Below are 25,777 nucleotides of genomic sequence, written 5' to 3'. Positions count from 1 at the left end.
TCGTTATTGCTACTGAACCCCATTATCCGGCTTTAATCACCTGCGCCAGTGTCCCCGCATCGACCACGCCCCAACCATAGCTGGGATCGTAACCTTGCTCACCTTTATCCTGCACACTTTGCTTCAAAAGTTCTGTAAACGCCTCCGGCGTTATATCCGGCTGCCTCTGTTTGGCAAATGCCGCCAGCGCGGTTACCTGTGCCGCCGCATAGGACGCGCCGGCGCCGTTTCGTTCATAGCCGCCGTTAAAATCAAGGCTCACAATCTTTTCTCCTGGCGCCGTCACGAATACGCTCTCGTTATTTACCGCTGTTTCCAGCAGCTCTAAATCGGCAGACACTGCATCCACGCCGATCACGCCGTCGTATGCGGCAGGGTAATAGGGCGTTTCGCTGTCGCCGCCCGCCGCCGCAATGATAATCGAACCCTTGCTTATGGCATATTCCACGGCTTCCTTCAATGTATTATTTTCATTTGGGGTTCCCATCGAAATATTGATAACTGAACACTGATAAACATCTACCGCATCCCGAATGGCCTGCGCCACGTTGTCGATACCAATATGCGGCTCGCTGCCAAATACCTTTAGAATCACAATCTCGCTATCCGTCATGCCCGCGATTCCGGTTTCGTTGTCCCGCGTGGCGGCAAGCAGGCCTGTTATAAATGTTCCATGCCCGCGCACATCGGATATATCCGTTTGGTCTTCGTCCACATAGCTCTTGCCCCTTATTTTGCTCATATCTAAATCTTCATGTGCGTTAACGCCTGTATCAATAATTGCGATCTTTACGTCCCTGCCGGTAAGCCCTGCCCGCCACGCATCTTCTATATGAATGGAAGCAAGATTTCCCTGTTCCGCATATAACGGGTCGTTCGGCGGCAATTTGTTGAGTAAGACTGTTATCTGCGGATACAGGAGAAGCAGAACAACGGTTGCCACAATCAGCACGGCTATAACCGCAATCAGTATTTTAATCTTCCTGCCTTTCTTACTTTTCGTATCTTTCACGTGCGTTCCCTGATATTTTTTCAATTCCCAACCCTCAAAACCGCTATTACCTTTCCTTCGATCCCGCTTTTATTCACCGCGCCGTAATTGCGGCTGTCAAGAGAATTTTCCCGATGGTCGCCCATGCAGAAATACTCGTTTTCATTGAGCGTCAGCGGGTAATTCACTCCGACTTTGCTGTTTGTTTCTTCATATACGCATGGCTCAATGGCCACCTGCCCATCCACTATAAAGGCCCCCGCTTCGTCGTCTATCTCTACGGTCTGCCCCGGCAGGGCGCAAACCCGTTTCAGATAATCCTCTCGTGAATCCGTGTCGATCAGCACAATATCTCCCATATAGTACTCCGGAGCAAGACGGTAAAACAGCAGGATATCTCCTTCCTGAATGGCAGGGAGCATGGACTCCCCCTGCGCAATACCGATCCCGAATACAACCCCGAACAACAGGTATATAGCGGCTACGGCAATCACAGAGCGAATGCACAACGCCCATAGCCACTTTCTTCCGCTCACGCGTTCCAGTCGTTCGTCCACCGCCGCGCTGACGCCGCGCTGCTTTCTTCTCACCGTATCAATTCCTTAATACGGTCGCTGCTGCGATCGTTCTTTTTATCCAATCCGGCAAGACTTTCCTCCGCATGTGTAATCCGGTCAAGGATCGCTATCACGTCGTTTTTAACCGTTGCCAGAACCGGGGACGCCTCGTCCATCGTCATCTGTATCCTGCGCTCAGCCTGTTCCTTCTGTTGCCGCAGTTCCCGTAATTCAGTCCCAGCAGCGATACGCGCCCGCTCCCTGATCTGGTCTGCTTCTTTATGCGCAACATACACGATATCTTCCGCTCTGCGCCGGGCGTCATCCAGCAGCCTGCTTTCCTGTTCCCGCTTTTCTTCCTGCTCTCTCTCAAACTCCCTGTACTGGCTTAATAATTCTGTTCCCCGGTTTTTGCTCTGTTCCTGTTCCTCCGTCAGCTGTTTCTGCAGGATATCCGCGCGTTTCCGTGCATTTTCCATCTGTATGTATAGCTCGGAGCTGCGTTTTTTTTCAGCTTCAAACTGACGATCCACAGCAAGGCGCTGTACGTTCGCCTCTTTCGTTTTATTCTCCGATTCTTGCAGTTGGCGGCGTAAAAATTGTACGTCCACATTTGCCTGCGCCAGCTTCTTTTCCAGTTCCGCTCTGTTGACATTCGCTGCTTCCAATTGGCGCAGAACACTCTCTGTCTGCCCCGCGACCTGCTGCTCGCACATATCCTGGTACATCGAACAGATATCTTTTATGGCGTGCAGCACATCCTCTTCGTCGCAGCCTCCAAAAATCTTCTTTCGAAACTTCCTTTCTTTGATATATTGGTCTATTTTTTCATATGCCATCGCGCAGCCTCCTAACGTTATTCGGCGTCCAGATCACTCAGATGGATACTGGAAAAGTATTTCTCGGTCTGTTCCTGGTATGCTTCATATATTTTATGTAAGGCGCAGTATTCGGTTGCATTGCGGCTGCAAAAACCATCCGGCTCAAGGCACCGGTTAAACCTGATCGTATCTTCGGTCACACGCATCACATCAAGTAAGGAGATATCCCCCGCCCGACCGATAAAGCGATAGCCGCCGTCCGAGCCGCCTATGGAATCCACCCATCCCGCATCCCGCAATTTGCGCAACGATTTTAACAGCGACGCATTGCTGATACACGTATGATCGGCAATTTCATGGAGTGGGACATATCCGTTTTCTGTCGAAAGATAAAGAAGCGCGCGGATCGCATAGTCTGTTATAGTCTTTAACTGCATATGTATTCCTTCCTCGTCTTATTGCGTTCCTGTTCGGAACGGGAATCTGGTAAAAAAACACCTTTCTTCTCTACTACATAATTAGCATTATGTAGTGCGGTTTTACCCCGTCGGCCAAAGCAAACCGATGTTAACACGGTTTGCACACAAAAACGGCCGCGCAAAAAAAGCAAAAGCATACCAAAACTGGCCAGCTTACAAAAAAATGAAGTTCTGGTGTATTTGTCGTACTGTTTTTATAGATAATATGGCAGGATTTTTCATGTTTCGGAGAAAAATCCTTGTGTTTTTATTTAATATATGGTTTAATTAAGAAAAGTTATTTGATTTTCAGACAGAAATATATGATTGCTTACTACATAATGCTAATTATGTAGTTTTTTATAGTTACCCCGTCAGGCCACAAGCCCCAGCTTTGATACGATCCTCACATGCTCTTCTCCGGTTTCCATAATATATATACGCGTTGTTTCAATCCTGCTGTGGCCAAGTACATCCGCCAGCTTCGCAATATCCTTTTTGATATGGTAAAACGTCCTCGCAAACAATCGGCGGAGGTTGTGCGGATACACCTTCCCCGGCTCAACATTCGCTGCTGCGCAAAGTCGTTTCATAGCCTTCCAGATATTTGACCGGTTGACCGCCTTGCCATTGGCTGTGACAAAGATCGGACCCGACTCGATCTTATGTCTTTTGATATATTGTTTCAGCCGTTTTTGCAGCTTTCCGGGAATCAGCACTGTCCGCGTTTTCCCTTTCAGGCATACTTCCGCGCGTCCCGCCCACAATGCGTCCACCGTAAGAAAAGCCAGCTCGGATACACGCATTCCCGTTGCGCAAATACTCTGCAAAATGAGGTTTAGGCGTTCGTCGCCCGTCTTTGCCGCAGCGTCCACCAGCCGCAGGTATTCCGATTTGGTCAATTGCGTGTTCGCATGGCAATATGCCCGCCGTTGTGTCCGAACCTGTCTGACCCGGCAGCAGCCATACCCTGCAAACGATAAGAAACCATTGATCGCGGCGAGCATCGAGTTCACGCTTGCAACCGCATAACGAGCGATCAGTTTTTCTTTATATGCGATCACAAGTTCTTTTGTAATGGTACGGCCGCCTGCGAATGAACAAAATCCGTTGATATCCCGCAGGTATTTTTCTATTGTGGCAAGCGATTTTTCCATTGAGGCCAGGTAGAAACGATAAGCGTCCATATCTGTCTGTTGGATATATTTTCCCATGTAAAATCTTCCTCCTTCTTTGTCTCCCATTATCCTCTGTTTTTCCATTGGATATACCTATATATTTTAATTCAAAATCCGATGCAAACAGTCATAGAAATCAATTTTTGATATTTTTGATTCTTTCTGGCTTTATGCAAAAATAAAGCCTCCATGCTTGTTATGAGCGGGTATCCTTGTTATAATAGATTAAAAATCAGAATGGCGGTCATTGTTATGAAAAAGATAATCATTTTAGTTCTTGTTTTACTTATGATGTTCCCGTTCGCGGCTTGCGGAGACATCCCGTCGGAAAAAGAAACAACCCCGGTTGAAACGGAGGCGCCGCCCGAAACGACCGCCAAACCCGAATCGACGGAAACGCCCGGCGAGAATGAAGAGCCCGAGGAGACCACATCCTTTGCATCCGGGGATAAAGGAACGGGAGAAGCCTTCATAAGCAATGGCTTGTTTTCTGTCACCATTCCGGAAGGGCTGGATTATGAGATTTATACATGGTATACCGCAGAGGATAACGAAAAGTTTGGCACATACGAGATAGATATTGCAGAAAAAGGCGAGAGCAGCGCCGTTCGTCTTACGGTTACGACACAGAGAATGGTAGATTCTTTGGAGAGCGCAGCGAAGGAATGTATCCGCATGAACGATTTCAGCGGAGCAAAAACAGCAACGATCGGAGCTGATATAACAATCAACGGCGTCACATATAAGACCGTGACGATCACCGGCGACGAAAGCTATGACGAAACCAATATGTATTATGCGACCTTCTACTATACGAATGCAGATGGCGACAATGACGTATATGTTGAGATATCTTCTACGGAAGCCGGTCCATTTACCAATCTTAGCATGGAAAATCCTCTCGTCCAGAAGATGATCGAAAGCCTCAAGTTTTATCAGTAAGTTTTTGCTTCTCTCTATTCAGAACTTATATGATTGACGGTGTGCGAAGTATGTTTCGGGAGGCATAGTTCGCTTCTGGGTCAGCCAATGGGGTGTAAGAAAAACATTCAAATCAGTATGTGGGAAAAACAATGTGAAAAATGAATGCATACATACAAAATTGAATTAAAGAAAATAGAGAAAAACATATATTTTCCTATTCGTTGTTATATAAATATGATCTAAAGAGCTGTGGTCGGAAGCCATCTGTGGTAGGAGGTAAAAAACAATTCGCAGTAGTACTTACAGTGTAGCACGGCCCTTGGAGAGGGGCCTTAATAACTACTACTTTATAATACAAGGAGACAAAGATGGAAAAGTACATTTGTGAACCCTGCGGATATATCTACGATCCTGCAGTGGGAGATCCGGATAGCGGCATTGCTCCGGGAACAGCGTTTGAAGACATTCCGGAGGATTGGGTTTGTCCGATATGCAACGTAGATAAAAGTATGTTCAAAAAAATTGATTGAAAAAAGGAGAAAACAAATGGACAATCAAATGTTTTGCTATCAGTGCCAGGAAACGGCGAGGGGCACGGGATGTACCATGGTCGGAGTCTGCGGGAAAAGGCCAGATGTTGCAGAGATGCAGGATCTTCTGATCTATGTCACAAAGGGACTTGCCTGTGTAACTACTAAACTCCGTGAGGAAGGAAAAACAATAAGCAAGGATGTTAATCATCTGGTGACTGTCAATCTCTTTACAACGATTACGAACGCAAACTTCGATAAAGCTGCAATTATCGCAAAAATCAAGAATACACTTGCAGTAAAGGAAAATCTGCTTTCTAAGGTCAACGATAGAAGCGGCCTCCCGGACGCGGCGCTCTGGAATGGAACAGAATCTGAATTTGAAGCAAAAGTCGCATACGATAAAGTTGGCGTTCTCGCAACCAAAGATGAAGATGTCCGCAGTCTCAGAGAACTCATTACATACGGTTTAAAAGGGCTGGCTGCTTATTCCAAGCACGCAAACGCTCTTATGCAGGACAATGAAGATGTGGACGCCTTTATTCAGAAAGCGCTTGCCCAAACGCTGGACGACAGCCTGACCGTCGATGAGCTAGTTGCTCTGACACTGGAAACTGGCAAATACGGCGTGGATGGCATGGCGCTTCTGGATGCAGCCAACACGGGAGCCTATGGCAATCCAGAAATTACCTCAGTGGATATCGGTGTCAGAAACAATCCCGGCATTCTGGTTTCCGGCCATGACCTTAAAGATCTTGAGCAACTGCTTGAGCAGACAGCCGGAACTGGTATAGATGTTTATACGCACTCGGAAATGCTCCCGGCTCATTACTACCCTGCCTTTAAGAAGTATCCGCACTTCGCGGGAAACTACGGTAATGCATGGTGGAAACAGAAGGAAGAGTTTGCCACATTCAACGGCCCGATTTTGATGACCACAAACTGTATCGTTCCTCCCGCCGACGGCTACAAGGATAGGCTGTGGACCACAGGCGCGGCCGGATATCCAGGCTGCCACCACATCGCCGGCGAGTATGGGACCGTCAAAGACTTCTCCGCTATCATCGAACAGGCAAAGATTTGCCAGCCTCCGCAGGAGATTGAGACAGGAAGCATCGTCGGTGGATTCGCGCATGAGCAGGTATTCTCGCTTGCGGACAAGGTTGTGGATGCTGTGAAGTCTGGTGCGATCCGGAAGTTCGTTGTTATGGCTGGATGCGACGGAAGAATGAAGTCCAGAGATTATTACCGCGAGTTTGCCGAAAAACTGCCGAATGACGTGGTTATCCTTACCGCAGGCTGCGCAAAGTACAGGTATAACAAGCTGAATCTTGGAGACATCGGTGGAATTCCTCGCGTGCTTGACGCCGGGCAATGTAATGATTCCTACTCTCTTGCACTGATCGCTCTGAAACTCAAGGAGATATTTGCATTGAATGACATCAATGACCTTCCGCTTGCGTTCAACATCGCATGGTATGAGCAGAAGGCAGTCCTCGTGCTCCTTGCGCTGCTGTACCTTGGTGTTAAGAACATTCACCTCGGGCCTACACTTCCGGGCTTCCTGTCACCAAATATTACGAAGGTTCTTGTAGAAAACTTCGGTATTGCAGGGATCGGAACAGTTGATGATGATCTGAAGCTGTTCTTCGGAGAAAATGCGTAAAAATCGTATATGAATTAGATCTTTAAACAAATAGACAGAAAATTTTAGCAGACCGATTATGGCCAAAGGATTTCCGAAAGGAGGCCCTTTGGCCGTTTCTCTGGGCAAAGGATGCTGCTCCGTCATTGGCAATCATAACGGTGCATCTGAAAATATAATAAAAAAGGTTTTGTTGGAGCGTCACCCTTGCATCAACTACACACTGGTCACAAAGTCCCCGACCTTTAACCTATCAAAAGAAGAAGAGGTGAGGGGAATATTTGAATAATAGCTGGCAAATTGCGGCGGAAAATATTTCGATTATTACCTACTCCACAATCTGCACTGTATTCTTTATATAGGAGAAATTAAGACCTTCCGTCTGAGTGCATGAAGAATGGAAGGATATCAGCGTGGGAAAACTATGAGTCCGGCAAAGCGGCGATCGCCGACAGAGAAAGTATGCAGGCATATCCGTCTATCCGAGCACCGGGCATAAAAATTGATATCAAACGGCAGGCAGATAATTTGGTTGAACATCATTAATGAACAACACAAGGGAGCGACTAACGAGCGTCCCAAAATGGAACTGGCAATACATGAATGTTATCGAGACTCTTTCGAGGTTGTTTGTGCGGCAAGGCTGCCCGGAGCACCTTCGGAGCGATAACGGCAGCGAGTTCACGACTACACATATTAGGTTTTAAGTGAACAGATTTGCTATTGAAACTTGATATTGTTTTCAAAGTATAGTATATTATATAAAAATGGTAATATTAATAATCTTATGGTGATCGAAGAAAAAATCATAATTATTTTCTAAGCACTGGCTTTTCGGCAAAATTGACGAGAATTTAATATGGAGGTTAGCCTTATGAATATCGATAATAATGAAAAGGAAAAACGTGCTTTTGCTTTGACGTACGAAGGAAAAAAGGAAGAAGGGCAAGCTCTTCAAGAAGAATTTTTGGATGACTTGCACAAAGCACTGCGCAATAAAGAACAAGATTTTTGCTCTTGTAAAGTTGATTGTAATCTTCACGGCAAATGTTTGGATTGCATTGCAGTACATCGAGGTCATCAGGACCATCTCCCTAACTGCCTGCATGATATTGTAAATAAAAAGCTTGAAGTTGTTTTGTCGGTAACAGAGAGTAAGCTTGATACTGGAATCAAATAGGTACTTTATAACGTACTTTTTCTGTAAAGAGTACGGCGTTTCTCAATCCGTCCTTGGCAAGTGGATCAAGCAGTATTCTACCGTTCAAGTCGATGACGACGGTGAAGTCCTTACTGCCAAACAGGTTAAGGAACTCCAAAAACGGAATGCCCAGCTCGAAGAAGAAAACCTTATCCTAAAAAAAGCGATTGCCATATTCACGCCTCACGCAAACAACGATTAGACGCTGTCCACAGGCTCCGTTTTCAGCATCGTATTCAAACGCTTTGCCGTGTCCTGTTTGTCAATAGAAGCACTTACTACAAGCATTTTTATTCTCCTCCCGCTCCCCGTGTTTCTCTTAACCAGGATCTCCGGCGCCTTATCCTTGGCGCCTATAAAATCCACCATGTCCTCCAGCGTGACTATGGCGTCCACATCAGCGTTGAACGAGTGTACCGCCTGATGCGCTCTATGCATTTACCAAAAATGTCTACTGCCCACCCCAAACATTATTTCTGTCGTTCCGATGACAGCCTTTGTCCCGACCATCTCCGGCAAAGCTTTACTCAAAATGCCCCTAATCTTGTTTGGGTGAGTGATATTACTTATCTGCGGGCTGGCGGAAAATGGCATTATCCCTGTGTTGTCATTGACCTTTTTTCCCGCAAGGTCATTGCTTGGCACCTGTCTTCCAAACAGGATGTGGAGCTTACGGTCACTGCTTTCCGCAAAGCTTATGCCGCCCGCAACGCTCCGCAGAAGCTACTCTTCTTTTAAGGATTTAAGCCTTGCTGTTTTTTCCTATATTGAATGCTTCTATAATGCCAAACGTCCTCATGCTTCCCTTGGCTATTTGACTCCTGATGAAGCCGAGGCTCGTTTTCCCTGATTTTTTCTGTCATCTCTATTGACTACACTTCAAAATTGATGCATAGCATTTTCTTGGCAAGCAGGGCGAGTGTATATACACTCGCGTTTTTTTACTAAATTTCCTTATTCGTAAATTTAGCAAAAATGCTTGTTGGGGAGCCTCCCCAAACCCGGTACTTCGGGCCATGTTGGCCCGAAGTGTGGCGGCGCGCTGCGCCTTGTTTCGCGTCATGCCGCTATCGCGCCATTTCCTTGTTTTTTTCCTTGCCTGTCCTACCGAGCAGGCAGTCTATATTTGCCTTTACCGTAACGGCCTCCCGCATTTCTTTTTGCATGGCGCGGTATTCCGCGTAACCGGATTTTTTCTTTGCCGCAAGCCTGCGCCATTCCGCTTTGAGCGCGTCCATCTTCGGCAGTTTCGCACCACCCAGAAGCTCCCGCATGGAAGCCTGCGCCGCCCGGTAAACGGCAAGCTCCGCTTCGTGCTCCATGAAATATTTCCGGCTATATTTTTTCGCCTTGTATTCCTCAAACACAGGCCGCGTCTTTGCATAATCCACGATTGCCTTTTTGAGTGCGGCATTTCGTTTCATGGCAGCTTCAGTTTGCTTCAATTTATCTGTGGCAGTATGGAAACGCTCGGTTATCTCAAACGTCTTTGCTTCCAAGTCCTTATAGGAAAACAGGTTGTTTTCCTGTAAATACTGCACGGCAACCGCCATCTGCTTTAAGTTGAAAACCTTTGCCCACCGCTCATAGCCGGGGCCTTTTCCTGCTTTCAGCCGCTCCTGTATATCGATCACAAGGCTCATTTTCCTCCGGGGCGGTACGTTGCCGAAACCTGTGGCGCAGCCCTCTATGGCGGCCCGTATCTCATCTTCACCATAGCCCTTTCCAAGCGTGGAAGCGCACAGGCGGGTAAAACGCTCCTGTCCCTCCGTGCGGAACGAGATCGCGCCGCCGCGCCCACGTTTCATCTCCCATCCAGCCTTTTGCATAGCCTGCAAAAATGTTTCAAAACTTTGGGGGATATTCGCAAGGCAGGCATCGATATGTGTCTTGAGCCGTTCCTTAAAACCCGGTTTCCTGTTTGCGCCCAGCCATTCACCGTAGTGCCTGTATTTCCCTTTGCTTTTCAGCTTTGGATGGGCAATATATGACAGGCGGTTCTCAATACATATCCTGTCGGACAGCCGCCGGAGCGCCCATACCGATCCGTTGAAATTTCTGAATTTCCGTGTACAGTCAAGCGTAGTGGAGTTGTAATAAATATGGATGTGTGGGTGCGGGCGGTCTATATGCGACGCGACGAAAAAGGCGTGCTTTCCTTTCGTCCAGCGCATGGCAAGCTCATATCCGATCTTGAGCGCGCCTTCCGCATCAATCTCTCCGGGTAGAAAGGACTGACGTATCTGGTAACACAGCACGTCCTCGTTTTTCTTCTGCTTTCGTCCGGTAATTGCGTGGTATTCTGCTTTGGCAAGGGCAAATTCCCGGTAAGCGGTTTTTGCGTCGCACTCGTAGGACAAAACAAGATCGCCGTCATTCGTTTTCAAAGGATTCTGCCCGTAGTCAAAACGACCTTTCATGGTTCGCCCTGCTGTGGAGCCTTTGGTGATGTGATGAGCGATGAGGCGTGTTGTCGCCATGAAATGATACCTCCTTTATGCTTCGGGCCAACTTGGCCCGAAATTAGTTAAATCTTGTTGATCTTTGAAAAACAAGATATAATCATCATATAGAAACTATTATGAGATGAAAGGATAATGGGATTTATGGGAGATAAAATACCAAAAATTTTCATATCATACTCTTGGATTGTATCTGAAAGGGTACTTGAACTTGCAGAACGGTTTGTTGCGAACGGCGTAGATGTCATTTTAGATAAGTGGGACTTGAAAGAAGGACAGGATAAATACGCATTTATGGAAAAATGTGTTGTTGATCCTGAAATAGATAAAGTGCTTCTGATTTGTGATAAATCATATTGCGATAAAGCCAATTTGCGTGCGGGTGGGGTTGGGGATGAAACAGTAATAATTTCACCAGAAATCTATAATCAAGTAAATCAAGAAAAATTTTTGCCGATTATTTTTGAAGTAGATGAATATAACAAACCCTATATACCAGCTTATATAAAATCACGCATTTATTTTGACTTGTCAACAGAGGACGATCAATACGAAGTCGAATATGAAAAATTACTTAGGAATATATACAATAAACCTTTATATAAAAAACCTGCATTGGGTAAAAAGCCTGATTGGTTAGAAACTGAAACAGTTGATTTATCTCCAATACGTGACTTGATTAGGCAAACACGAGGCTATACGGGCGGTAATAAAACAAAGGCAGACTTTTTACTTAGAAAGGCAGTTGCTTCATTTATTACGGCATTATTAGGGTATGCAAGTCCTCGAATAGATAGTGAAACATTATTAAAAAAAAATCGAAGAAATGAAACCTTTGAGAGATTTGTATAGTGACTTTATTGAATCTATCATTTATAGTGGCTTACCTTTAGTTGATACAATTACATCATTTTTTGAACAAACATATAATGCCACGCATGATGCCAATGTTAACGAATTATCAAGTTGTAGTGCGTCTGATTTTGAACTTTACGATTTTTTTATCTGGGAAACTTTTATAGCTACTGCTGCCGTATTATTTCATTATGAAAAATACGCTGAATTACGTGGTGTTTTGTTGCACACTTATTTCTTACGCGATAGCTATTTTGATGAATCTCGTATAAAAGAACACGATTATTGCGTTTTTAGGAAATATTTAAGAACTATTGAGGGAAAATGCAAAGCGGATTGTGACGAACCAAATTTACATTCTTTAGCAGGGCGTATGCTAATACGGCGTGAAAAAAAACCGCTTCTTACAAGCCAGTCATTATCCAGAGCAGATGTTTTACTTTATCAACTTCATAATGTTATTGGTCTGTCAACCTCGGATACAGAGTATTGGTTTCCCTTTTCCTATTGCTATTTTAAAGGAGGGGAGTCGATGTGGATAAAACTCAAATCAAAAAAATACTGTCAAAAAGTACTGCCTTTATTCGGTATGAACACAATAGAAGAATTAAAAAAAAGATTGGCTATCTGTACGACTGATAGGAGAATGAGTTATCCATATAGTTTTGATCCTGCCCCTAACATTTTAAGTAGTATAAACCTTGACAGTATTGCAACTTTAAATTAACCTAATAATAAATTATTCATTATAAATGCAAGGGAAAAATCCCCTTGCATTTATAATTTCACAATTTCCGTAAGCTGTTTTAGAACCTCGGAAACTTGCTCCCACAGCTTCGCGTAGTCTTTCTGCAATCCTTTGACCTCGTACTCATAGATCCCGTAGGTGTTGGCGTGAACCGCCACCTGATTGAGATTATTCGAGCAGCGCCGGAGCAAAGATACCAGTTCCCGGACGGGAGCAAGGTCTACGTTCAGCACATACCCATTGAGCGCCATTTTGCGGATGTACGCGCTCATATTTTGTATGCCTGCTGCAGCCATGCGCTCCTGTATTTCCTGCATTTCATCTTCTCGTACCCAAACATAGATGGGTATATTCCGTATCCGTTTGCAGCTCACCGTTCCACCTCCCGTTCCCGCGCCTTTGGCGTAGGCTCCTTTACCTTGTCAACCGGCTTTTTCACCAGTCGGGCAGAGTGGATCGCCGGAGCTCCCGGCAACGCCCGTCCTATCGCGTCATTTCCATGATTTTTCTTTTGCAGCTTCATAGTGATTCCTCCGTTTTTTTGCTTTTGGGGACAGCCGTTCCCGCAGGCTGTCCATGATCCCCGCGCGCGTTACCACGAGCGCGAATAAAATGCAGCGTATCAAACCAAACATCCAAACCTCCTTAAACTCCATTCATATTTACCGCCAAAACGGCCAGCCTCCCGCTCGCGCCATACCGGGAACGGTCGCAGGTGGAGAGCGTCAGGATGTTCGCGCCCTCCGGTATCTGCATGTCCGCACCGCAGAGGGATAGCGCCTGCGCCTGCGTGATCCATTCCTGAAATTCTGTCTCGTCCCGGAAGTTTTGCTTCAAATAATCCCATTTTGCTGCGTCCGCGTCCAGTTGAACGACGGCGAACACCCGCCACGGGCCATGCTCCTGCCAGACGGTATCAAATTGAATCTGCCTGTGCGCGTCATAGTATTCTTTTTCATTGTAATAAAGGAGCGCACCGAACATATCTGTCCGTCCCTGTCCCATGTTATGCCCATAGAGAATGGTGTTTCTGTCAAGCGGATGAATGACATTGCCGCAGTCCATAAAGACAGTCCCCGCGCCGGAGCGTTCCCCGTAAAAGGACGTGTGCAGGTATTTTTCGTTGTCTTGCGCCTGCACCACGGGATAGCAAACTTCTGTGCCAGGAATCGACAGCCATCCCACGGTTTCGGGGTTCGCGTCCAGCAGGGCTGCAAAGTCCACGGACAGGCCGGGTGCTTCGGCGTATTCAAAGCCTTGCGGCATATTGCCGGAAACAATGTTTTCAACAGTGTAGGTTTCCCGTATCTGCACATATTCCAATACTTCTTCCTGCGCCGTTTGGTATTCCCGCCAAAAGAAAAAGCCGCACAGGGCGGCGGTCAAAAGCAGGGGTAGCAGGAGCAGGAAAACAATGGTCTTTTTCATTCACGCCTCCACATCCACCCGCTTCGGGCCTCGTCCGCGCAAATTCCGCTTACAGGGCTTCGGGCCAAGTTGGCCCGAAGCAGGTTCGTCATGTTATCCGCGTTTGTTCTTGCGGAGATAGCGCACAAGCAAGACCGCCCCGGCGGCGGCTCCGCCCATCACAGCAAGCATCCAAAACGGCAGGCCGCCGCGCCCGGTCTGCGCGCCCTTGCCGCTTTGCGGTTCCTCTGGGGGCGGTTCCACGCCTACGCTTACCATCTGCGCCTCGTCGTCTATGTCCGCGTGTTCGGCCAGTTTCGTCCCGCTTTCGTTATGCGTGAGCGTTTCAAATACCACGAGCTCTTTGCCCTGCAAGCTCCGCGAATCGAAAACAAATTCCACTGCGGCGCTGCCGCTTGCGCTTTCCGGCGTAAACACCGTGGAAGCCGTCACTTCCTTTCCATTTACGGAAACAGGGTTTCCCGTTTCCCGGTCGATCAATGTACCCGTCAAAAGGTATTCTTGTCCAGGGGAAAGGTTTTCATAGGCGACGGTATCAACAGCCTTTGCAGTCTCGGAAACGGCGACGGTCTTTGTCCCGTCCTCTGCAACCGCGCTTGTCCCGATCATGGGCGTTAAAAATCCCACGGTCTGGCCTTCGTCGGAAATATCCCTGTGTTCCGCAATAAGCAGTCCGTCAAAATACAGTTCCTCAAACACCACGGCCTGTTTTCCCGCAATGGCGAGGGAATCTAACGTAAATTCCACCGTCACGCTGCCGTCTGCTTCCTTTGGGGTAAACTTCTGTTTCACGCGGATTTCTTCGCCGTTTACGGTAAGCGGCGCGTTTTTCTCCCTGTCCATGAGTATGCCTTGCAGGGTGTAGGTCTTTCCGGGGATCAGCCCCGCGTATTCCACCTCATCATAGATCACGGTTTTTGGGTGAACAGCAAGCTGTTTCGCTTCATTTTCTCCCGTCGCCGTTGTGCGAACCTCCGGGTTTTTGAACCTTACGGTCTGGCCCTCGTCGGAAATGTTCTTGTGTTCCGCAAGGAGCGTCCCGTCCACGCCGTAAAGTTCCTCGAACACAACGATGCTTTTCCCGGCAAGCAGGGTGGAATCAAAGGAAAATTCCACCGTAACGCTCCCGGCATCAGACAGGGCGCGGAACGGCGTTTGCGCCGTGATTCCCGTTGCATCTTCCGTTCCGGCGTCCATAAGCGTCCCTTTTGCAAGATATTCCCGTCCCGGCGTGAGGCCGGAATAATATACCGTATCGAGGATCACGGTTTCTTTGGAAACATACGCGCTGCCCAAATCCATCGCCTTATCGCGGGCTGTTGTGAATATCTCCGGCTTTTGCACATAATCGTTGGTGAGCGTCCCTAAATCCACTGTGGTATTGTAGCGGTAGATGGACACGTCGAATGACAAAAGCTCCCTGTCCGCGTTTGCCTCGCAGGGCAGCTCTGTGAGCCGGTAATCGTCATACAGCAAAGCCCCTAAAGAATCATCCAGCGCGTTCATGCTGCCAAACCAAATCCCGTCCCGGTCAGTTTCGCCTCGGTTGGTATTCTGGCTGTGCGGGTTCCATGACGATGATGTATTCAACTCTCCGTTTTTGTCGGTAACTATGATATGGGCCTCGCCGGTCGTGAGGGAGCGTATCTCAAACGGGATCCCTGCCATGCGGTTCCCGTCGCTGTCCGAGATTTTCACGCCCCGGAGATCACCGCGAATGGGATTGTTTTTGAGCGCCATGTCCGTGGTATCGAGCCTCACCATTTCGCCGTGCCTGCGTATGGTAAAAATGCGCGTCAAAACGCCCGTTGCAAGATAGCCCTCCGAAACAGCGGTTTCCCGCACCTCGTAAGTAGAGTAAGGCAGGTAGTATGCGTCCGGCGTGGAGCCGCGCCCCTCACTGTCCAGCGTCATGGTATAGACCACTTCGCCCGGTGCGTATTCCTTGCCGCCTACCAATACCGGATGTTTGCCGATGTTGGCGATCTCCACCGTTACATCGAGGGAACCGCCGCCCTGCGCCTTGTTTTCGTCTAACTCTGCGTCCCACTTCTCTATATATACGCCGCCCCGGATCACCCCCTCCGGCACAATAGGCATATTGTAGGTGTTGACCGCTTCCATCGCGCCATCTGCGGTGATTTGCCGAATGAATACGGTATCATTTTTCAAATATCCCTCCGGGCTTTTGGATTCACGGATCGCCACCGTTCCAAGCGGGATCGTGGGCGTCGTCCCGTTACTCGCATAATACAGGGGATCGCTGCCCGGTATAAGGCTTTTCGGGAGCAAGATTGCGTAGCCGTCCCTATCCGTTTCCACAATCCATGTACGATCTGGGGTTTTGCCTTTGAGCTCGTCCGCCGTTTGGTACGATCCCTTGTAATACTGAATGGTAAACTGCGCGCCGCTCAAATCCGCGCTACCCTGCGGAGTATTTGACGCAGTATCGCCGTCCTGTTTTTTGAGCAGGATCGTGACCGGATCGCCCTGCGGGTGGTTTGTAACCGTTACCGCCGCTGTCTGGCCGGAAACGATCTCAAACGGGATTTTTTCCGTATGCTTGGCATAGCCTTTGGGCGCGGCTTCCTCCAACAGGTACAATCCGTTTTGTCCCACCGCGATCCCGTCCAGCCGGCCTTTGCCGCTTTCGTCCGTGGTAATGCTGCCAAGCTTTTCGCCATTCCCGGTATACACGCCGAACACCGCGCCCGCAAGGGAATAACAGGGATTGCCGTCCGTCTTGGCGGGATCGCCGGACACTTTCCGTACCTCCACGCTTCCCGTTGGGGTATATTCCCACGACATCAGGGGCTGGTTCGTGCCGGAGCCCACGTTATATAGGAATACCTCAAATCCCTCCGGGGGTATGGGCTGTTCGTTTATGGCCGCAACAACCTGTTTCAAGTGCTTAATCACCTGCGCCGACAGTCCTTTGAACGCTCCCTCGTCATTCAGGTACACATACGAAGCCGTCGCGTGGCACAGGCCATAGGCTTCCATCGAGTCGGGTTCACCGAACAGGTTATGCTTGACGCTATCGTAACCCGGCCCACCATACAGGTAATATGCCATCTTGATGAGTAGATCGTCCGTACCGCGTGTGAGCCATGCGCTCACATCGTATGTTCCCGCGTTGAGCCCGCTTACCGTGGGATCGAGGCAGAACGCCGTGTTGCCGTTCGCCGTATAGTACGACGTATAATATCCGTAATATATCTGCTCCGCGCTTCGCGTATGGACGACCTGCGCGGTATTTCCTTTTGCCGCGCGCATGGCACGCATAGCCGGGATATATGCCGTAACGGAAATATCCCCGCCGAGCGCGGGTGCGGAAATATGCAGCTTCCCGTCGTCCAAACGGTACAGGCTTTCGTCAAGGTCAATACCGTTCTGCGATACGACCAGCCCGATTGATTCTGTAAACGGTATGCTGATCCCGCCCGCGTTGGAAGCGACATTTAGCTTTTTTGTTTCCGTGGAAAACGCGCCGTTTCGGTACATGCTCATTGTTATCCTGACCGGAAGCTCCACGGCTTCGGACTGCGGGCAATACCATTCCACCGTAAGCTCATGTCCCATATATTCCTGCGGCAACGTTACGATTCCCGTTTCCGCGTCATACGACGCAAGGGCGGTAATATCTGTCTCGCCGCAGAGAACGCGGAAATGCAGGGCGTCCGTATAGACGGGTACTCTGCCCGGATAATGGTTGGCGGGTATGGCAAGCCCCGCGTCTGACGTCTGCGCGAGGGTGTAATATGCGTGGGTGGACGTAACCGCGTAATCCGCAATACTGTCCACACTGTTTTGGGTATCGTCATAGTAATGGTATATAACCTGTACCAAAGGGCGCTCCACGGTCTTAACAGGTTCGGCTTCCACGGCTGGAATCACTGCAGCTTCGGGCCAAGTTGGCCCGAAGCTCTCCGGCGTTGGTTCCACCGTGGGTACTGGCTCTGCCGCAGGGGTGGGCGTTGGCTCCGACGTTGTGGTTGTAACAGGTTCCGCGCTTGGCACAGGCGTTTCCTGTATATCCTGCTCCGGCTGCCGGGATGCGGACGGCGCGGGGGCCGCCGTTTCTTCCGGGTTTGCCTGCGCCTGCGCGTTCGCCGCCATTACCGGGAATGGCAGTACGGAAACACACAGGATGACCGCCAGAAGCAGGCAGGTCATTGTTTTTAATCGCTTTTTCATAAAAATTCCTCCTACTACAATAATATTTGGTATTAGATACGGCACTCCAGCCGTGTCCTTTACCATCTTGTTGCCTAAGCTGTTAGAATGTTGAGGTAATTGGTCTGACGGAATCCTCCCAGGACTAACTACGTCCGTAAACAAGTCAGTCAGCCATCCTCTCATTCGCAGCGTTCGATTGAAGCAGGTTGAACTACCTCTTAGGGAGCGTTCGTGTCACTCAGTAGATTGAATCGGCAGTGAGTAAAGGATGTATTGCCAGTTGCATATCAATCTTTCGGAGGTACACATTATGAACGCAGTCGGTATTGACGTATCCAAAGGCAAAAGCATGGTTGCTGTATTGCGGCCCCTGGGCGAAGTCGTGACCCTGCCTTATTCAATTTCCCACACCGCCAGTGAACTCAGTGAGTTGGCAGACTCCCTGAAAAGTCTGGAGGGTGAGGTTCGGGTTATCATGGAGTACACGGGACGGTATTATGAACCTGTCGCTAAGGCGCTCCATCAAGCGGGAATCTTTGTCAGCGTTGTTAATCCGTTACTCATCAACCAGTATGGCAACAACTCTGTCCGCAAGGTCAAAACCGACAAAGCCGACGCTGTAAAAATCGCCAGATACGGCCTTGACAACTGGGCCGAATTGCGGGAGTATACCCTTATGGATACCATCAGGCAAAAACTGTTGCTTGTCTGCCGGCAATACCATCTCTACTTGAAGAACAAAACCACTTTTAAGAACAATCTTATTGCATTGCTCGACCAGACATTCCCAAAAGTTTATACACTTTTTACCAGTCCTGCCCGTGATGACGGCAGCCAGAAATGGGTGGACTTTGCCACAAAGTTCTGGCACTGCGATTGCGTCTGCGGTGTCAACGAGAAAGCCTTTACCCAGTGCTACCGCAAATGGTGCAAACGGCATAGGTACTGTTTCTCACCTCGTAAGGCTGCTGAAATTTATGCTGTGGCCAGTGAGCAGGTTCCAACCCTGCCAAAGGACAACCACATAAAGCTTTTGGTTACAGAGGCCATCATGCAGCTCAACGCTATTTCCAGAACCGTCGAGGCTTTACGCTCCGAGATGCGATCCCTGGCACAGTCACTGCCCGAGTATCCGGCAGTAGCGGCCATGTATGGCGCCGGAGACACCACGGCCGCACAACTTATTGCTGAAATCGGCGACGTGCGCCGCTTTAAGAACAAGCAGGCTTTAAGCGCCTTTGCTGGCGTAGACCCAAGCCCTACCCAGTCAGGCCAAAAGGAGGCTAAAAGCACTTCTATCACCAAGCGGGGCTGTGCGCCTTTGCGCAAGACATTGTTCAACGTCATGGATTGCCTCATCAAAAACAAACCACCTGATGAGCCTGTATTCCAATTTCTGGACAAGAAGCGTGCCGAGGGCAAGCCATACTATGTCTACATGACAGCAGGCGCTAACAAGTTCCTGCGTATATACTACGGGCGTGTCAAGGAATACCTGAACACGCCCCGCAGTGGCGATGATTCATAACTAAATCGCTCCCTTCATCTTAGACATGCTGCAAACCTTTACGTCATGGTCTTATTGTTGTACGCTTTTCACCTGTATTTCTTATATTTCCATTACCGTAAAAAAGTTCTTGACTTTTTATTTGCAGGCTTGTATTTTGGGAAACAGGGTACAAAAAAGAGACCTGCTTTTTCAGCAAGTCCCTCATAGAATATAGTATGGGGTTATTCGGTACTCCAGCCTCCGCCGCCGTCGTGCAGCGCATGGTATTTCATGTGTTCGTAAAGCTCGCTGTCCGGCACCATCTCGCCGCACACATTACATTTCGCGCCGGGCGGCGGCGTTGACTGCGGAGTGGGAACGGGCGTTGGTTCCGGGGTTGGCGCAGGCGTTGGAGCCGGAGCCTCTGCGGATGTAGGTGCGGAGACCTGTTCCTGCGCTTGTTCCGGTTGAACCGGCTCCGCGCCTAATTCCTGCGGCACATTGCTTTCAATGCGTGTTTCCACATGACCGGAGTTTTCCTGCGCCTTGTTTTCGTCTTTATCCTGCGGCTGCCGTGTCCCGGACGGCTTTGGCGTTTCCACTGCTTCCGCTTCCTTTGCTGGAACCCCGTTTTCAGCAGGCGAAACGGAGGGGAGCGCGGACGGCTTTACAGACGGCAGTGCGGCTGTTTCCACCGTTTCCACGCTTGCCATTTCCTGTGGCTGCCGTTTTGCCGTGTCCGGCGCAAAGCATCCTGTAAAGAGCAGCGCGCCGAGCAGGACGGACGATGCGGCGGTTATGATGATCTTCTTTTGGTTCATGGATATATCTCTCCTTTTGCTTTTCCTGATACTATTGTACCGCTCACACACCCTGTAATCCATGTTGTCGCCGCCGCACCGATCTTGTCCCGCTACCGTTCCGGCTGTGGTTCCTTTGCCGCTTTTTGCACATACGGCTGAAGCTCATACGGCTTATGTCCGCTTTCGGGACGGATGCACTCGATACGCCCTGCGGCATAAATGGCGTTTCTCGTAAGCTGTCGCTGCCACGCACCCTGACTGGGAGCCCATTTGAAACCGTTTTGTTTCAGTTCCTTTCTCTGGTCGTCGGTGGGCTTTTCGTCAAAGAACAGTTGCAGGCGGTTTTCCTCTATATTTGCCTCGGCACGGCCTCCCGCGAAAGCCCATCCGGTAAAGTCCGGCCTGTTTTGAAGCTCCTCGATCCGTTGGCGCACCCGCCGCATATTCTGGTTGTTATTGGAAAGGAGATACGCCGGGTATGGGACGGGTTCTTTCCTCCAGTCGTTTGCCATAGACGTTTTTAAGTTGCCGATCTGTTCCGCTTCCAAATGGGGGCAGCCGTCCAGCGTCTTATGCTTGCGGTAATATGCGTTGACGGATTTCATCAAAAGCTGCGTCTGTTGCATATCGTCCAGCTTCTTTTTCAGCTTTTCCACGGCTTGTCTGTCGTCTGCGCTGATCCCGCCCATGCCGGTAGACCGTATCTTTTCTAATATTCCTTGAATCTCCATATATTCGCCCATATTTCTGTCGCGGGCCATATTTTGCTTTTCCCTTTGCCGTACGGGAAAATTCGATCCGCCCGCAATCAGGATCGAGGGGACGCGCGCGTCTATGGCGCTGCGTTCATTGAAATTCTCCGCCAGCTTGCGGGCATACCTGTCTAAAAGGCGGTCTATTTTTTCGTGGTGCATGAGATCGACGCGCTGCTTCTGCCGCTCCGCAAGGGTTGCCGCTTCCTCTACCATTGCCCGGTATTCAGCCGTTGCCGAGCCCGGTGTGTAATCATAAAAACTGTTCGCCTGCTTTGCCCGGCGTGCGGCTTCTTCATCGATTGGATAATATTTCATTGTCGTGTCCTCCGTAAGTTTTGTATATACCTATCACTTCGGGTCGACATGGCCCGAAGTGACCCGGTGTTGAAAAACACCTGCCCAAAACAGGGGCAGGCCATACCGTTATATTGTCTGCATCGTTTCGCGCCCTGAAACGCCCGTTGTTATGCGGTTTTTCCATTGGTATTTTTCAACATTTATCCCGTCTTTTCCGCATATATTCCCGTTGCATCCTGCGCTGCGCCGCTTTGGCACAGCGCGGTGAACAATACCTCTGCCTGCCATGTCCGGCAAATTCCTGTCCGCATATCCCACAGGTGCGCGGGGACACTTCCGTATTGGCAAGCAATGAAACCATGAGCGCGGGATCCAGCGGCAGGACGGCGCGTACAAAATACAGGCAGTACGAGCCCGTCCACCATTTATGGAACATATAACAGTCGGAGGCAAGCGGGATACAGCCGTCCTCCCGATCATAGTTGGCGCACTCGCGTACCACAAGCGTGCGGATCACCGCCCGTTCCCAGCGTGTCAATTCGCGGCTATCCATTGTCCGGTCTTTCGGTCGGCGTGGCAGATTTTCGCCGCCTGTTCCGGCGGTCTGACGGCTGCTTTTTCTTAATATGTGCGGAACGCGGGGGACGCGGTACCTGTTTCATCATTTTTTCATAGGGGCTGTCCGTGAAATTCATTCGTTTTCCTCCTCATCTTCGCTGTCCGTTTCGTCCTCGTCCCACGGCGGGGCGTCGTCCGGTTCTTCTCCGTATTCGTCATCATCCTGTTCATACGGCTCCTGCTCCGGCACGCTTTCCGCTTCGTATTCGTCCCGCGTTTCCGCCGCCTCCCTGCGTTTGCGGTACACCTTGAAATACCATGCGCCTGCGCCAAAGGCCGCTGCGGCTGCAAGTACAACGATCAGGTTGACAGGGACGCCGCTTTGCTCCTCCGTGGGTTCCTGTTCCGCCTGTGTTTCCTGCGAGGTGGGCGGCTGCGTTTCCGCTTCCGGCGTTTGGACTTCCGTTCCCGTTATGCTTTCGCCTGCCTTTTCAGCGAGCGCAAGCAGGTCTTTTTCCGTGACCGTATCGAGGAAATATACATTCTCCGTTTGGCGGGAGCGGTCTATGACGAGATAAAAGACATTGTTTTCCGGCGTTGTAATGGTATAAAACTCGCGCCCGTCCTCCTCCGTCGCGGTCTCGATCACCGTTCCCGTTCCGGCTGGTGGCGTCGTCATACCGCTTTCCGGTATTTTCGCAGCTTCCACGTTGTCAGGCGTGTCCGTGGATTCCTGTTCCTCCGGGATCGCGCTTTCCGTGGCCGCGATGGCCGGAGTATGGGGTTCCTTCGGCTCTTCCACTGCAAACGCAACGGTGGAAAATATGCTCATAGATAAAGCAAAGGCGGCGCAAATGGCCGCCACTCGCAATTTCTTCATTCCTCGTTGTCCTCCTTTTTTTGTACGGTCATGTTCGGGCCAACTTGGCCCGAAGCAGCTTTCAGCATATCTGCAAGCTCGGTCAGGGAAATATCCATGCCGCGCACCGCGCTGATGATCTCGGTATTCTCAAGCTCAGTTTTCTGTTTTTCCAAATCCCGGAGCCGCGCCTGCAAAACGCCGATCTTGTCCCTTGTTTTCTCCATTTCTTTCATTACGCGCTGTATCTTTGCGTTCAATCCATTTCCTCCTTCTTCAATTAGTTGATAGTTAAAAATGGATAGTGTATAGTTGACTGGAAAGCAGGTGTATGTATGGATAATCAAAGTATTGTTGCCGAAAAGAGTTTTTCTTTTGCCGTCCGTATCGTGAAGCTGTATCAATATATTTGCAACAACAAAAAAGAGTATGTTCTTTTCAAACAACTCCTTCGCTCCGGAACGAGCATCGGGGCAAACATTCAGGAAGCCCTGAACGGCCAAAGCAAACGGGATTTTCTTTCCAAAATGAACATTGCGCTCAAAGAAGCCGGTGAAACGCAATACTGGCTTCGCCTATTGACCGCTACAGAAATCCTAACAGAAAAAGAATCCCGGTCTATTCTTGATGATTGTACTGAGCTTTTGAAAATGCTCACATCCATTGTCAAAACAACTTCGTCAAATTTACAATGATTATCCACTTTCCACTATTCACTATCCACTGACTGGGAGTCGTCCAAAGCTGTAAAAGTGTTTCTGCCAGTACGGCGTGCGGAATGACGAATACTGCACGGGTTTTCCCGCGTGAAGCATGGTATCTCCGCCCACATAAAACGCGACGTGCGTCACGGGGTTGGGGGTGGAATATGTCCCGGTAAAGAAAATGAGGTCGCCGGGCTTCGCTTCGCTGGGCGGTATGGGAGTGCACATATTGTATAGCCCCTGCGCGTTGGTGCGTCCCATGCTCTTCACGCCGCTATGGTTCAGCACATAGCACACGAAACCGGAGCAGTCAAAGCTGTTTGGCCCGGAAGCGCCGAACACATACGGTTTCCCCAAATGCTTTTCGCCTTCCGCGATCAGCGCAGCATAGCTGCCGCCCTCCATAGCCGCTCCCGGATCGCCGTAGGCAGGCCCCGCGCCGTAGTCGTTGGTTACGGCAAAAAACAGGGGGTTCAGGTATTGCCCATCCTTGAGGATTTCAAGGTGCAGGCTTGGGCCTGTCCGGGCGACCTGATCCCCGGCCTTAACTTCCTGCCCCTCGCTCACAAACAGATACGAGCATCCGGCGTACTTGGAAGTAAGGGTGCCGTCCTCGATCACAACGGTAAGGCCATATTCCGGCGTTTCTCCGGCAAACGTGATCGTGCCGTCCTGTCCAGCAAGGACATCCGTGCCCTGCGGCATGGAAATATCTATGCCTTTGTGGTAATCCTTTGCGCCGTCCATAACGCGGAAGCCGTAATATGCCGTTACATACGGAAGCCAGTTTTCTTCTCCAAACGGGCTGTGCAGGTACTGGCGGCCGCCTTTGGCAGCCATCAGCACGCTATACCGCTCGCGCTGCTCCTCGTCCATACGGAAATATATCCCGTTTGTAAAGGAACGCGCGGTGAGCGTTACCTCCAATATGCGGTATTCGCGCGTTTCCGTTATGGTAAGGGTATTGCTGTTTCCTTCGGACAGGTACATGGCGTGGGATTGCCGTCCCCACGCAAGTGCCTGCGCGTGGGTATTGAAATATATGTCGATGTCTGAATTGTTGGCGTTCAGGTTTCCCGTATCTTCTACGGTATATCTTTTGCCGTTAATGATGACCTGCGTTCCCATTGGCACAATGGGGTTCTTTGCGTCCACGGCTATCGTGTGTCCCGCCGTTGGCATCGCGCCGCTCGACGTCGGGCCTCCAGCCCATTTGCCGTTGCATACGGCGCAGTTGCAGTACGCAGTCGTCCGTACCTGTCCGATCAATTCTCCCGCCTGTACCGTGCGCGTTTCCGTCCGGGTTTCCACCGTTTCGTTTGTCGTAAGGGTATATTGTTCCTCAAATATACCGCGCAGCGCGTCCTCGATCTCCGCATAGGTAAAGTCCCCATACACGGCCGTTAAAAATGCCATAAGCTCATACGGGTTATGCCCGACGTCGTCCACGTCATACCTGTATTCATCGTAGCCGGGGCGGGCGTTTTCCATGTTTTGCAGGGTAAGCTGCAAATCTGTTTCCCACTCCGTATAGGCAAGCTCGGCCTTGTCGATTTCCGCGTCGGCGGCAAGGTAGGACGAGGCGGTGACCGCGCCGGACAGGCCGCTTCCCAGCGTCGCCGCGCCAGCCATGCCGGATAAAAGCAGCCCGGTTATAAGGAGCAGTAGCGCGAGGATCAGGGTAAGGAGCGGATGCCGAACGACAAAGTTTGCCGTCTTTTCCGTCGTGACTGCCGTCTTTTGCGCTGTCCGCGCCGCCTGTGCTGCCTGACGGGCCTTTTTTTGCCCGCGCCGTTTCCACCGTTGCTTTTGCGCAAATCCTTTCACCTGCGCCGCATTTTCGTTTGCCCGCGCCGTATTTCCTTGTATGCGCACGCTTCGGGAAGAATGGGAACGCAGGCGGTTTTTCAACAGCCGCGAAGTTTCGTTTACAGCTCTTTCCCCGGCAATCCCTGTCCTGTGCGCGGCTTCCACGCCCATGTTTTCCCGTTCTGCCTCGCTGATCCGGCTGTGGATTACAGATTTTACCTGTGTGCCTGTCATAGCCGCTACAGGCTTTGTCATCCTCGCGCGTTTGGACGGGCGGCTTTTTGTCCCGGCTTTCCTGTTCGCTGCGCCTGCCTTTTCCGTATACAACGCGGAAGTATTGCTTTCCATGCGTACCTGATACCCGGACGAATCCGCGCCCTGATGCAGCCGCTCAGACGGCGGCTCCTGCGCGCTTTCCTGCCGGAATACCCGGTGCGGCTTTTTTGATTGCTTCGGGCCAACTTGGCCCGAAGTACCATTTGAGGACATAGAAAAAGCCAGTCGCTTAGGACTGGCTCTTTCGGGA

30 protein-coding genes and 1 pseudogene are annotated in these 25,777 nt (G+C 49.9%); 13 read left to right on the top strand and 18 right to left on the bottom strand.

Annotated features, from left to right (window positions below):
- Positions 1-22: 22 nt before the first annotated feature.
- The 5 genes from BBD38_RS11825 to BBD38_RS11805 form a co-directional block, all read right to left on the bottom strand.
- Entirely contained in the window at positions 23-1,036 is a 1,014-nt protein-coding gene (locus tag BBD38_RS11825; RefSeq protein ID WP_066688469.1) for a S8 family peptidase, read from the bottom strand.
- Positions 1,033-1,581, bottom strand: coding sequence for a signal peptidase I (lepB, locus tag BBD38_RS11820; RefSeq protein WP_172807833.1), 549 nt, complete (start codon positions 1,579-1,581; stop codon positions 1,033-1,035). Before lepB ends, BBD38_RS11825 begins: the two co-directional genes overlap by 4 nt.
- Positions 1,578-2,387, bottom strand: coding sequence for a coiled-coil domain-containing protein (locus BBD38_RS11815; RefSeq protein ID WP_066688468.1), 810 nt, complete (start codon positions 2,385-2,387; stop codon positions 1,578-1,580). Before BBD38_RS11815 ends, lepB begins: the two co-directional genes overlap by 4 nt.
- A gap of 17 nt (positions 2,388-2,404) precedes the next feature.
- Positions 2,405-2,806, bottom strand: a complete 402-nt coding sequence (locus BBD38_RS11810; RefSeq protein ID WP_066688466.1) for an RrF2 family transcriptional regulator — start codon at positions 2,804-2,806, stop codon at positions 2,405-2,407.
- Positions 2,807-3,201: 395 nt separating this feature from the next.
- Positions 3,202-4,041 (bottom strand): tyrosine-type recombinase/integrase, encoded by an 840-nt coding sequence (locus BBD38_RS11805; protein ID WP_066688464.1) that lies wholly within the window; start codon positions 4,039-4,041, stop codon positions 3,202-3,204.
- A gap of 216 nt (positions 4,042-4,257) precedes the next feature.
- Here BBD38_RS11805 and BBD38_RS11800 point away from each other — a divergent pair, with 216 nt between their 5' ends.
- The 9 genes and pseudogenes from BBD38_RS11800 to BBD38_RS15210 all read left to right on the top strand — a co-directional run bounded on the left by BBD38_RS11800 (position 4,258) and on the right by BBD38_RS15210 (position 9,155).
- On the top strand, positions 4,258-4,947 hold the full coding sequence (locus BBD38_RS11800; protein ID WP_066688463.1) for a hypothetical protein: 690 nt from the start codon (positions 4,258-4,260) through the stop codon (positions 4,945-4,947).
- Positions 4,948-5,297: 350 nt separating this feature from the next.
- A complete protein-coding gene (gene rd / locus BBD38_RS11795) occupies positions 5,298-5,459 on the top strand; it encodes a rubredoxin (RefSeq protein ID WP_066688462.1) in 162 nt (53 codons plus the stop codon).
- A 16-nt stretch (positions 5,460-5,475) separates the two neighbouring features.
- On the top strand, positions 5,476-7,125 hold the full coding sequence (gene hcp / locus BBD38_RS11790) for a hydroxylamine reductase (RefSeq protein WP_066688461.1): 1,650 nt from the start codon (positions 5,476-5,478) through the stop codon (positions 7,123-7,125).
- 41 nt (positions 7,126-7,166) lie between these two features.
- Entirely contained in the window at positions 7,167-7,283 is a 117-nt protein-coding gene (locus BBD38_RS15225; RefSeq protein ID WP_407919655.1) for a DUF488 family protein, N3 subclade, read from the top strand.
- Between the two features lie 695 nt (positions 7,284-7,978).
- Complete coding sequence (locus BBD38_RS14570; protein WP_147568158.1) at positions 7,979-8,284, top strand: LPS biosynthesis protein; 306 nt, start codon at positions 7,979-7,981, stop codon at positions 8,282-8,284.
- Positions 8,265-8,507, top strand: a complete 243-nt coding sequence (locus BBD38_RS15220) for a transposase (RefSeq protein WP_066688459.1) — start codon at positions 8,265-8,267, stop codon at positions 8,505-8,507. Before BBD38_RS14570 ends, BBD38_RS15220 begins: the two co-directional genes overlap by 20 nt.
- A 53-nt stretch (positions 8,508-8,560) precedes the next feature.
- Positions 8,561-8,701: pseudogene (locus BBD38_RS15215) on the top strand (IS3 family transposase); the annotation flags it as partial.
- A gap of 36 nt (positions 8,702-8,737) precedes the next feature.
- Complete coding sequence (locus BBD38_RS14320) at positions 8,738-9,043, top strand: DDE-type integrase/transposase/recombinase (RefSeq protein WP_172807832.1); 306 nt, start codon at positions 8,738-8,740, stop codon at positions 9,041-9,043.
- The gene (locus BBD38_RS15210; RefSeq protein WP_147568157.1) at positions 8,967-9,155 is read left to right on the top strand and encodes an IS3 family transposase; all 189 of its coding nucleotides are present in this window, start codon (positions 8,967-8,969) and stop codon (positions 9,153-9,155) included. Before BBD38_RS14320 ends, BBD38_RS15210 begins: the two co-directional genes overlap by 77 nt.
- A gap of 217 nt (positions 9,156-9,372) precedes the next feature.
- Here the strand turns inward: BBD38_RS15210 and BBD38_RS11765 are convergent, their stop codons facing one another.
- On the bottom strand, positions 9,373-10,785 hold the full coding sequence (locus BBD38_RS11765) for a relaxase/mobilization nuclease domain-containing protein (protein ID WP_066688454.1): 1,413 nt from the start codon (positions 10,783-10,785) through the stop codon (positions 9,373-9,375).
- Between the two features lie 126 nt (positions 10,786-10,911).
- On the opposite strand from BBD38_RS11765, the gene BBD38_RS11760 reads away from it, so the two are divergent.
- Positions 10,912-11,619 (top strand): toll/interleukin-1 receptor domain-containing protein, encoded by a 708-nt coding sequence (locus tag BBD38_RS11760; protein ID WP_066688452.1) that lies wholly within the window; start codon positions 10,912-10,914, stop codon positions 11,617-11,619.
- The gene (locus BBD38_RS14560) at positions 11,594-12,349 is read left to right on the top strand and encodes a hypothetical protein (protein ID WP_147568156.1); all 756 of its coding nucleotides are present in this window, start codon (positions 11,594-11,596) and stop codon (positions 12,347-12,349) included. Before BBD38_RS11760 ends, BBD38_RS14560 begins: the two co-directional genes overlap by 26 nt.
- A gap of 50 nt (positions 12,350-12,399) precedes the next feature.
- Here the strand turns inward: BBD38_RS14560 and BBD38_RS11750 are convergent, their stop codons facing one another.
- From BBD38_RS11750 to BBD38_RS11740, 5 genes are all read right to left on the bottom strand, one after another.
- Positions 12,400-12,744, bottom strand: a complete 345-nt coding sequence (locus tag BBD38_RS11750) for a plasmid mobilization protein (RefSeq protein ID WP_407919653.1) — start codon at positions 12,742-12,744, stop codon at positions 12,400-12,402.
- Positions 12,741-12,893, bottom strand: a complete 153-nt coding sequence (locus tag BBD38_RS14555) for a hypothetical protein (protein ID WP_156738183.1) — start codon at positions 12,891-12,893, stop codon at positions 12,741-12,743. Before BBD38_RS14555 ends, BBD38_RS11750 begins: the two co-directional genes overlap by 4 nt.
- Positions 12,862-13,005, bottom strand: coding sequence for a hypothetical protein (locus tag BBD38_RS14550; RefSeq protein WP_156738182.1), 144 nt, complete (start codon positions 13,003-13,005; stop codon positions 12,862-12,864). Before BBD38_RS14550 ends, BBD38_RS14555 begins: the two co-directional genes overlap by 32 nt.
- 10 nt (positions 13,006-13,015) lie before the next feature.
- Complete coding sequence (gene srtB, locus BBD38_RS11745) at positions 13,016-13,798, bottom strand: class B sortase (protein WP_066688450.1); 783 nt, start codon at positions 13,796-13,798, stop codon at positions 13,016-13,018.
- 93 nt (positions 13,799-13,891) lie between these two features.
- Positions 13,892-17,995, bottom strand: coding sequence for a VaFE repeat-containing surface-anchored protein (locus tag BBD38_RS11740; RefSeq protein WP_066688449.1), 4,104 nt, complete (start codon positions 17,993-17,995; stop codon positions 13,892-13,894).
- Between the two features lie 292 nt (positions 17,996-18,287).
- On the opposite strand from BBD38_RS11740, the gene BBD38_RS11735 reads away from it, so the two are divergent.
- On the top strand, positions 18,288-19,505 hold the full coding sequence (locus BBD38_RS11735; RefSeq protein WP_066688447.1) for an IS110 family RNA-guided transposase: 1,218 nt from the start codon (positions 18,288-18,290) through the stop codon (positions 19,503-19,505).
- A 203-nt stretch (positions 19,506-19,708) separates the two neighbouring features.
- On the opposite strand, the gene BBD38_RS14965 is transcribed toward BBD38_RS11735, so the two are convergent.
- The 6 genes from BBD38_RS14965 to BBD38_RS11710 all read right to left on the bottom strand — a co-directional run bounded on the left by BBD38_RS14965 (position 19,709) and on the right by BBD38_RS11710 (position 22,998).
- Entirely contained in the window at positions 19,709-20,287 is a 579-nt protein-coding gene (locus BBD38_RS14965; RefSeq protein WP_066688446.1) for a hypothetical protein, read from the bottom strand.
- Positions 20,288-20,379: 92 nt separating this feature from the next.
- Entirely contained in the window at positions 20,380-21,339 is a 960-nt protein-coding gene (locus BBD38_RS11725) for a hypothetical protein (protein ID WP_066688444.1), read from the bottom strand.
- 175 nt (positions 21,340-21,514) lie between these two features.
- Positions 21,515-21,874 carry a cysteine-rich VLP protein gene (locus tag BBD38_RS11720; protein WP_066688442.1) on the bottom strand — a complete coding sequence of 120 codons (360 nt, stop codon included), beginning with the start codon at positions 21,872-21,874 and terminating at the stop codon, positions 21,515-21,517.
- A complete protein-coding gene (locus BBD38_RS14730; RefSeq protein WP_172807830.1) occupies positions 21,867-22,016 on the bottom strand; it encodes a hypothetical protein in 150 nt (49 codons plus the stop codon). Before BBD38_RS14730 ends, BBD38_RS11720 begins: the two co-directional genes overlap by 8 nt.
- Positions 22,013-22,759: a CD1107 family mobile element protein gene (locus BBD38_RS11715; RefSeq protein WP_066688440.1), complete on the bottom strand. Its 747-nt coding sequence runs from the start codon at positions 22,757-22,759 to the stop codon at positions 22,013-22,015. The genes BBD38_RS14730 and BBD38_RS11715 overlap by 4 nt, the downstream gene beginning before the upstream one ends.
- Positions 22,756-22,998: a DUF4315 family protein gene (locus BBD38_RS11710; protein WP_066688438.1), complete on the bottom strand. Its 243-nt coding sequence runs from the start codon at positions 22,996-22,998 to the stop codon at positions 22,756-22,758. The genes BBD38_RS11715 and BBD38_RS11710 overlap by 4 nt, the downstream gene beginning before the upstream one ends.
- A gap of 75 nt (positions 22,999-23,073) precedes the next feature.
- Here BBD38_RS11710 and BBD38_RS11705 point away from each other — a divergent pair, with 75 nt between their 5' ends.
- The gene (locus tag BBD38_RS11705) at positions 23,074-23,433 is read left to right on the top strand and encodes a four helix bundle protein (protein ID WP_066688437.1); all 360 of its coding nucleotides are present in this window, start codon (positions 23,074-23,076) and stop codon (positions 23,431-23,433) included.
- Positions 23,434-23,454: 21 nt separating this feature from the next.
- Here BBD38_RS11705 and BBD38_RS11700 read toward each other — a convergent pair whose 3' ends face one another.
- Complete coding sequence (locus tag BBD38_RS11700; RefSeq protein ID WP_066688436.1) at positions 23,455-25,740, bottom strand: CD1108 family mobile element protein; 2,286 nt, start codon at positions 25,738-25,740, stop codon at positions 23,455-23,457.
- Positions 25,741-25,777: the final 37 nt, after the last annotated feature.

The organism is Christensenella intestinihominis (assembly GCF_001678845.1).
Classification (GTDB): Bacteria; Bacillota; Clostridia; order Christensenellales; family Christensenellaceae; genus Christensenella; species Christensenella intestinihominis.
This window is presented reverse-complemented; position numbering and strand designations above follow the sequence as displayed.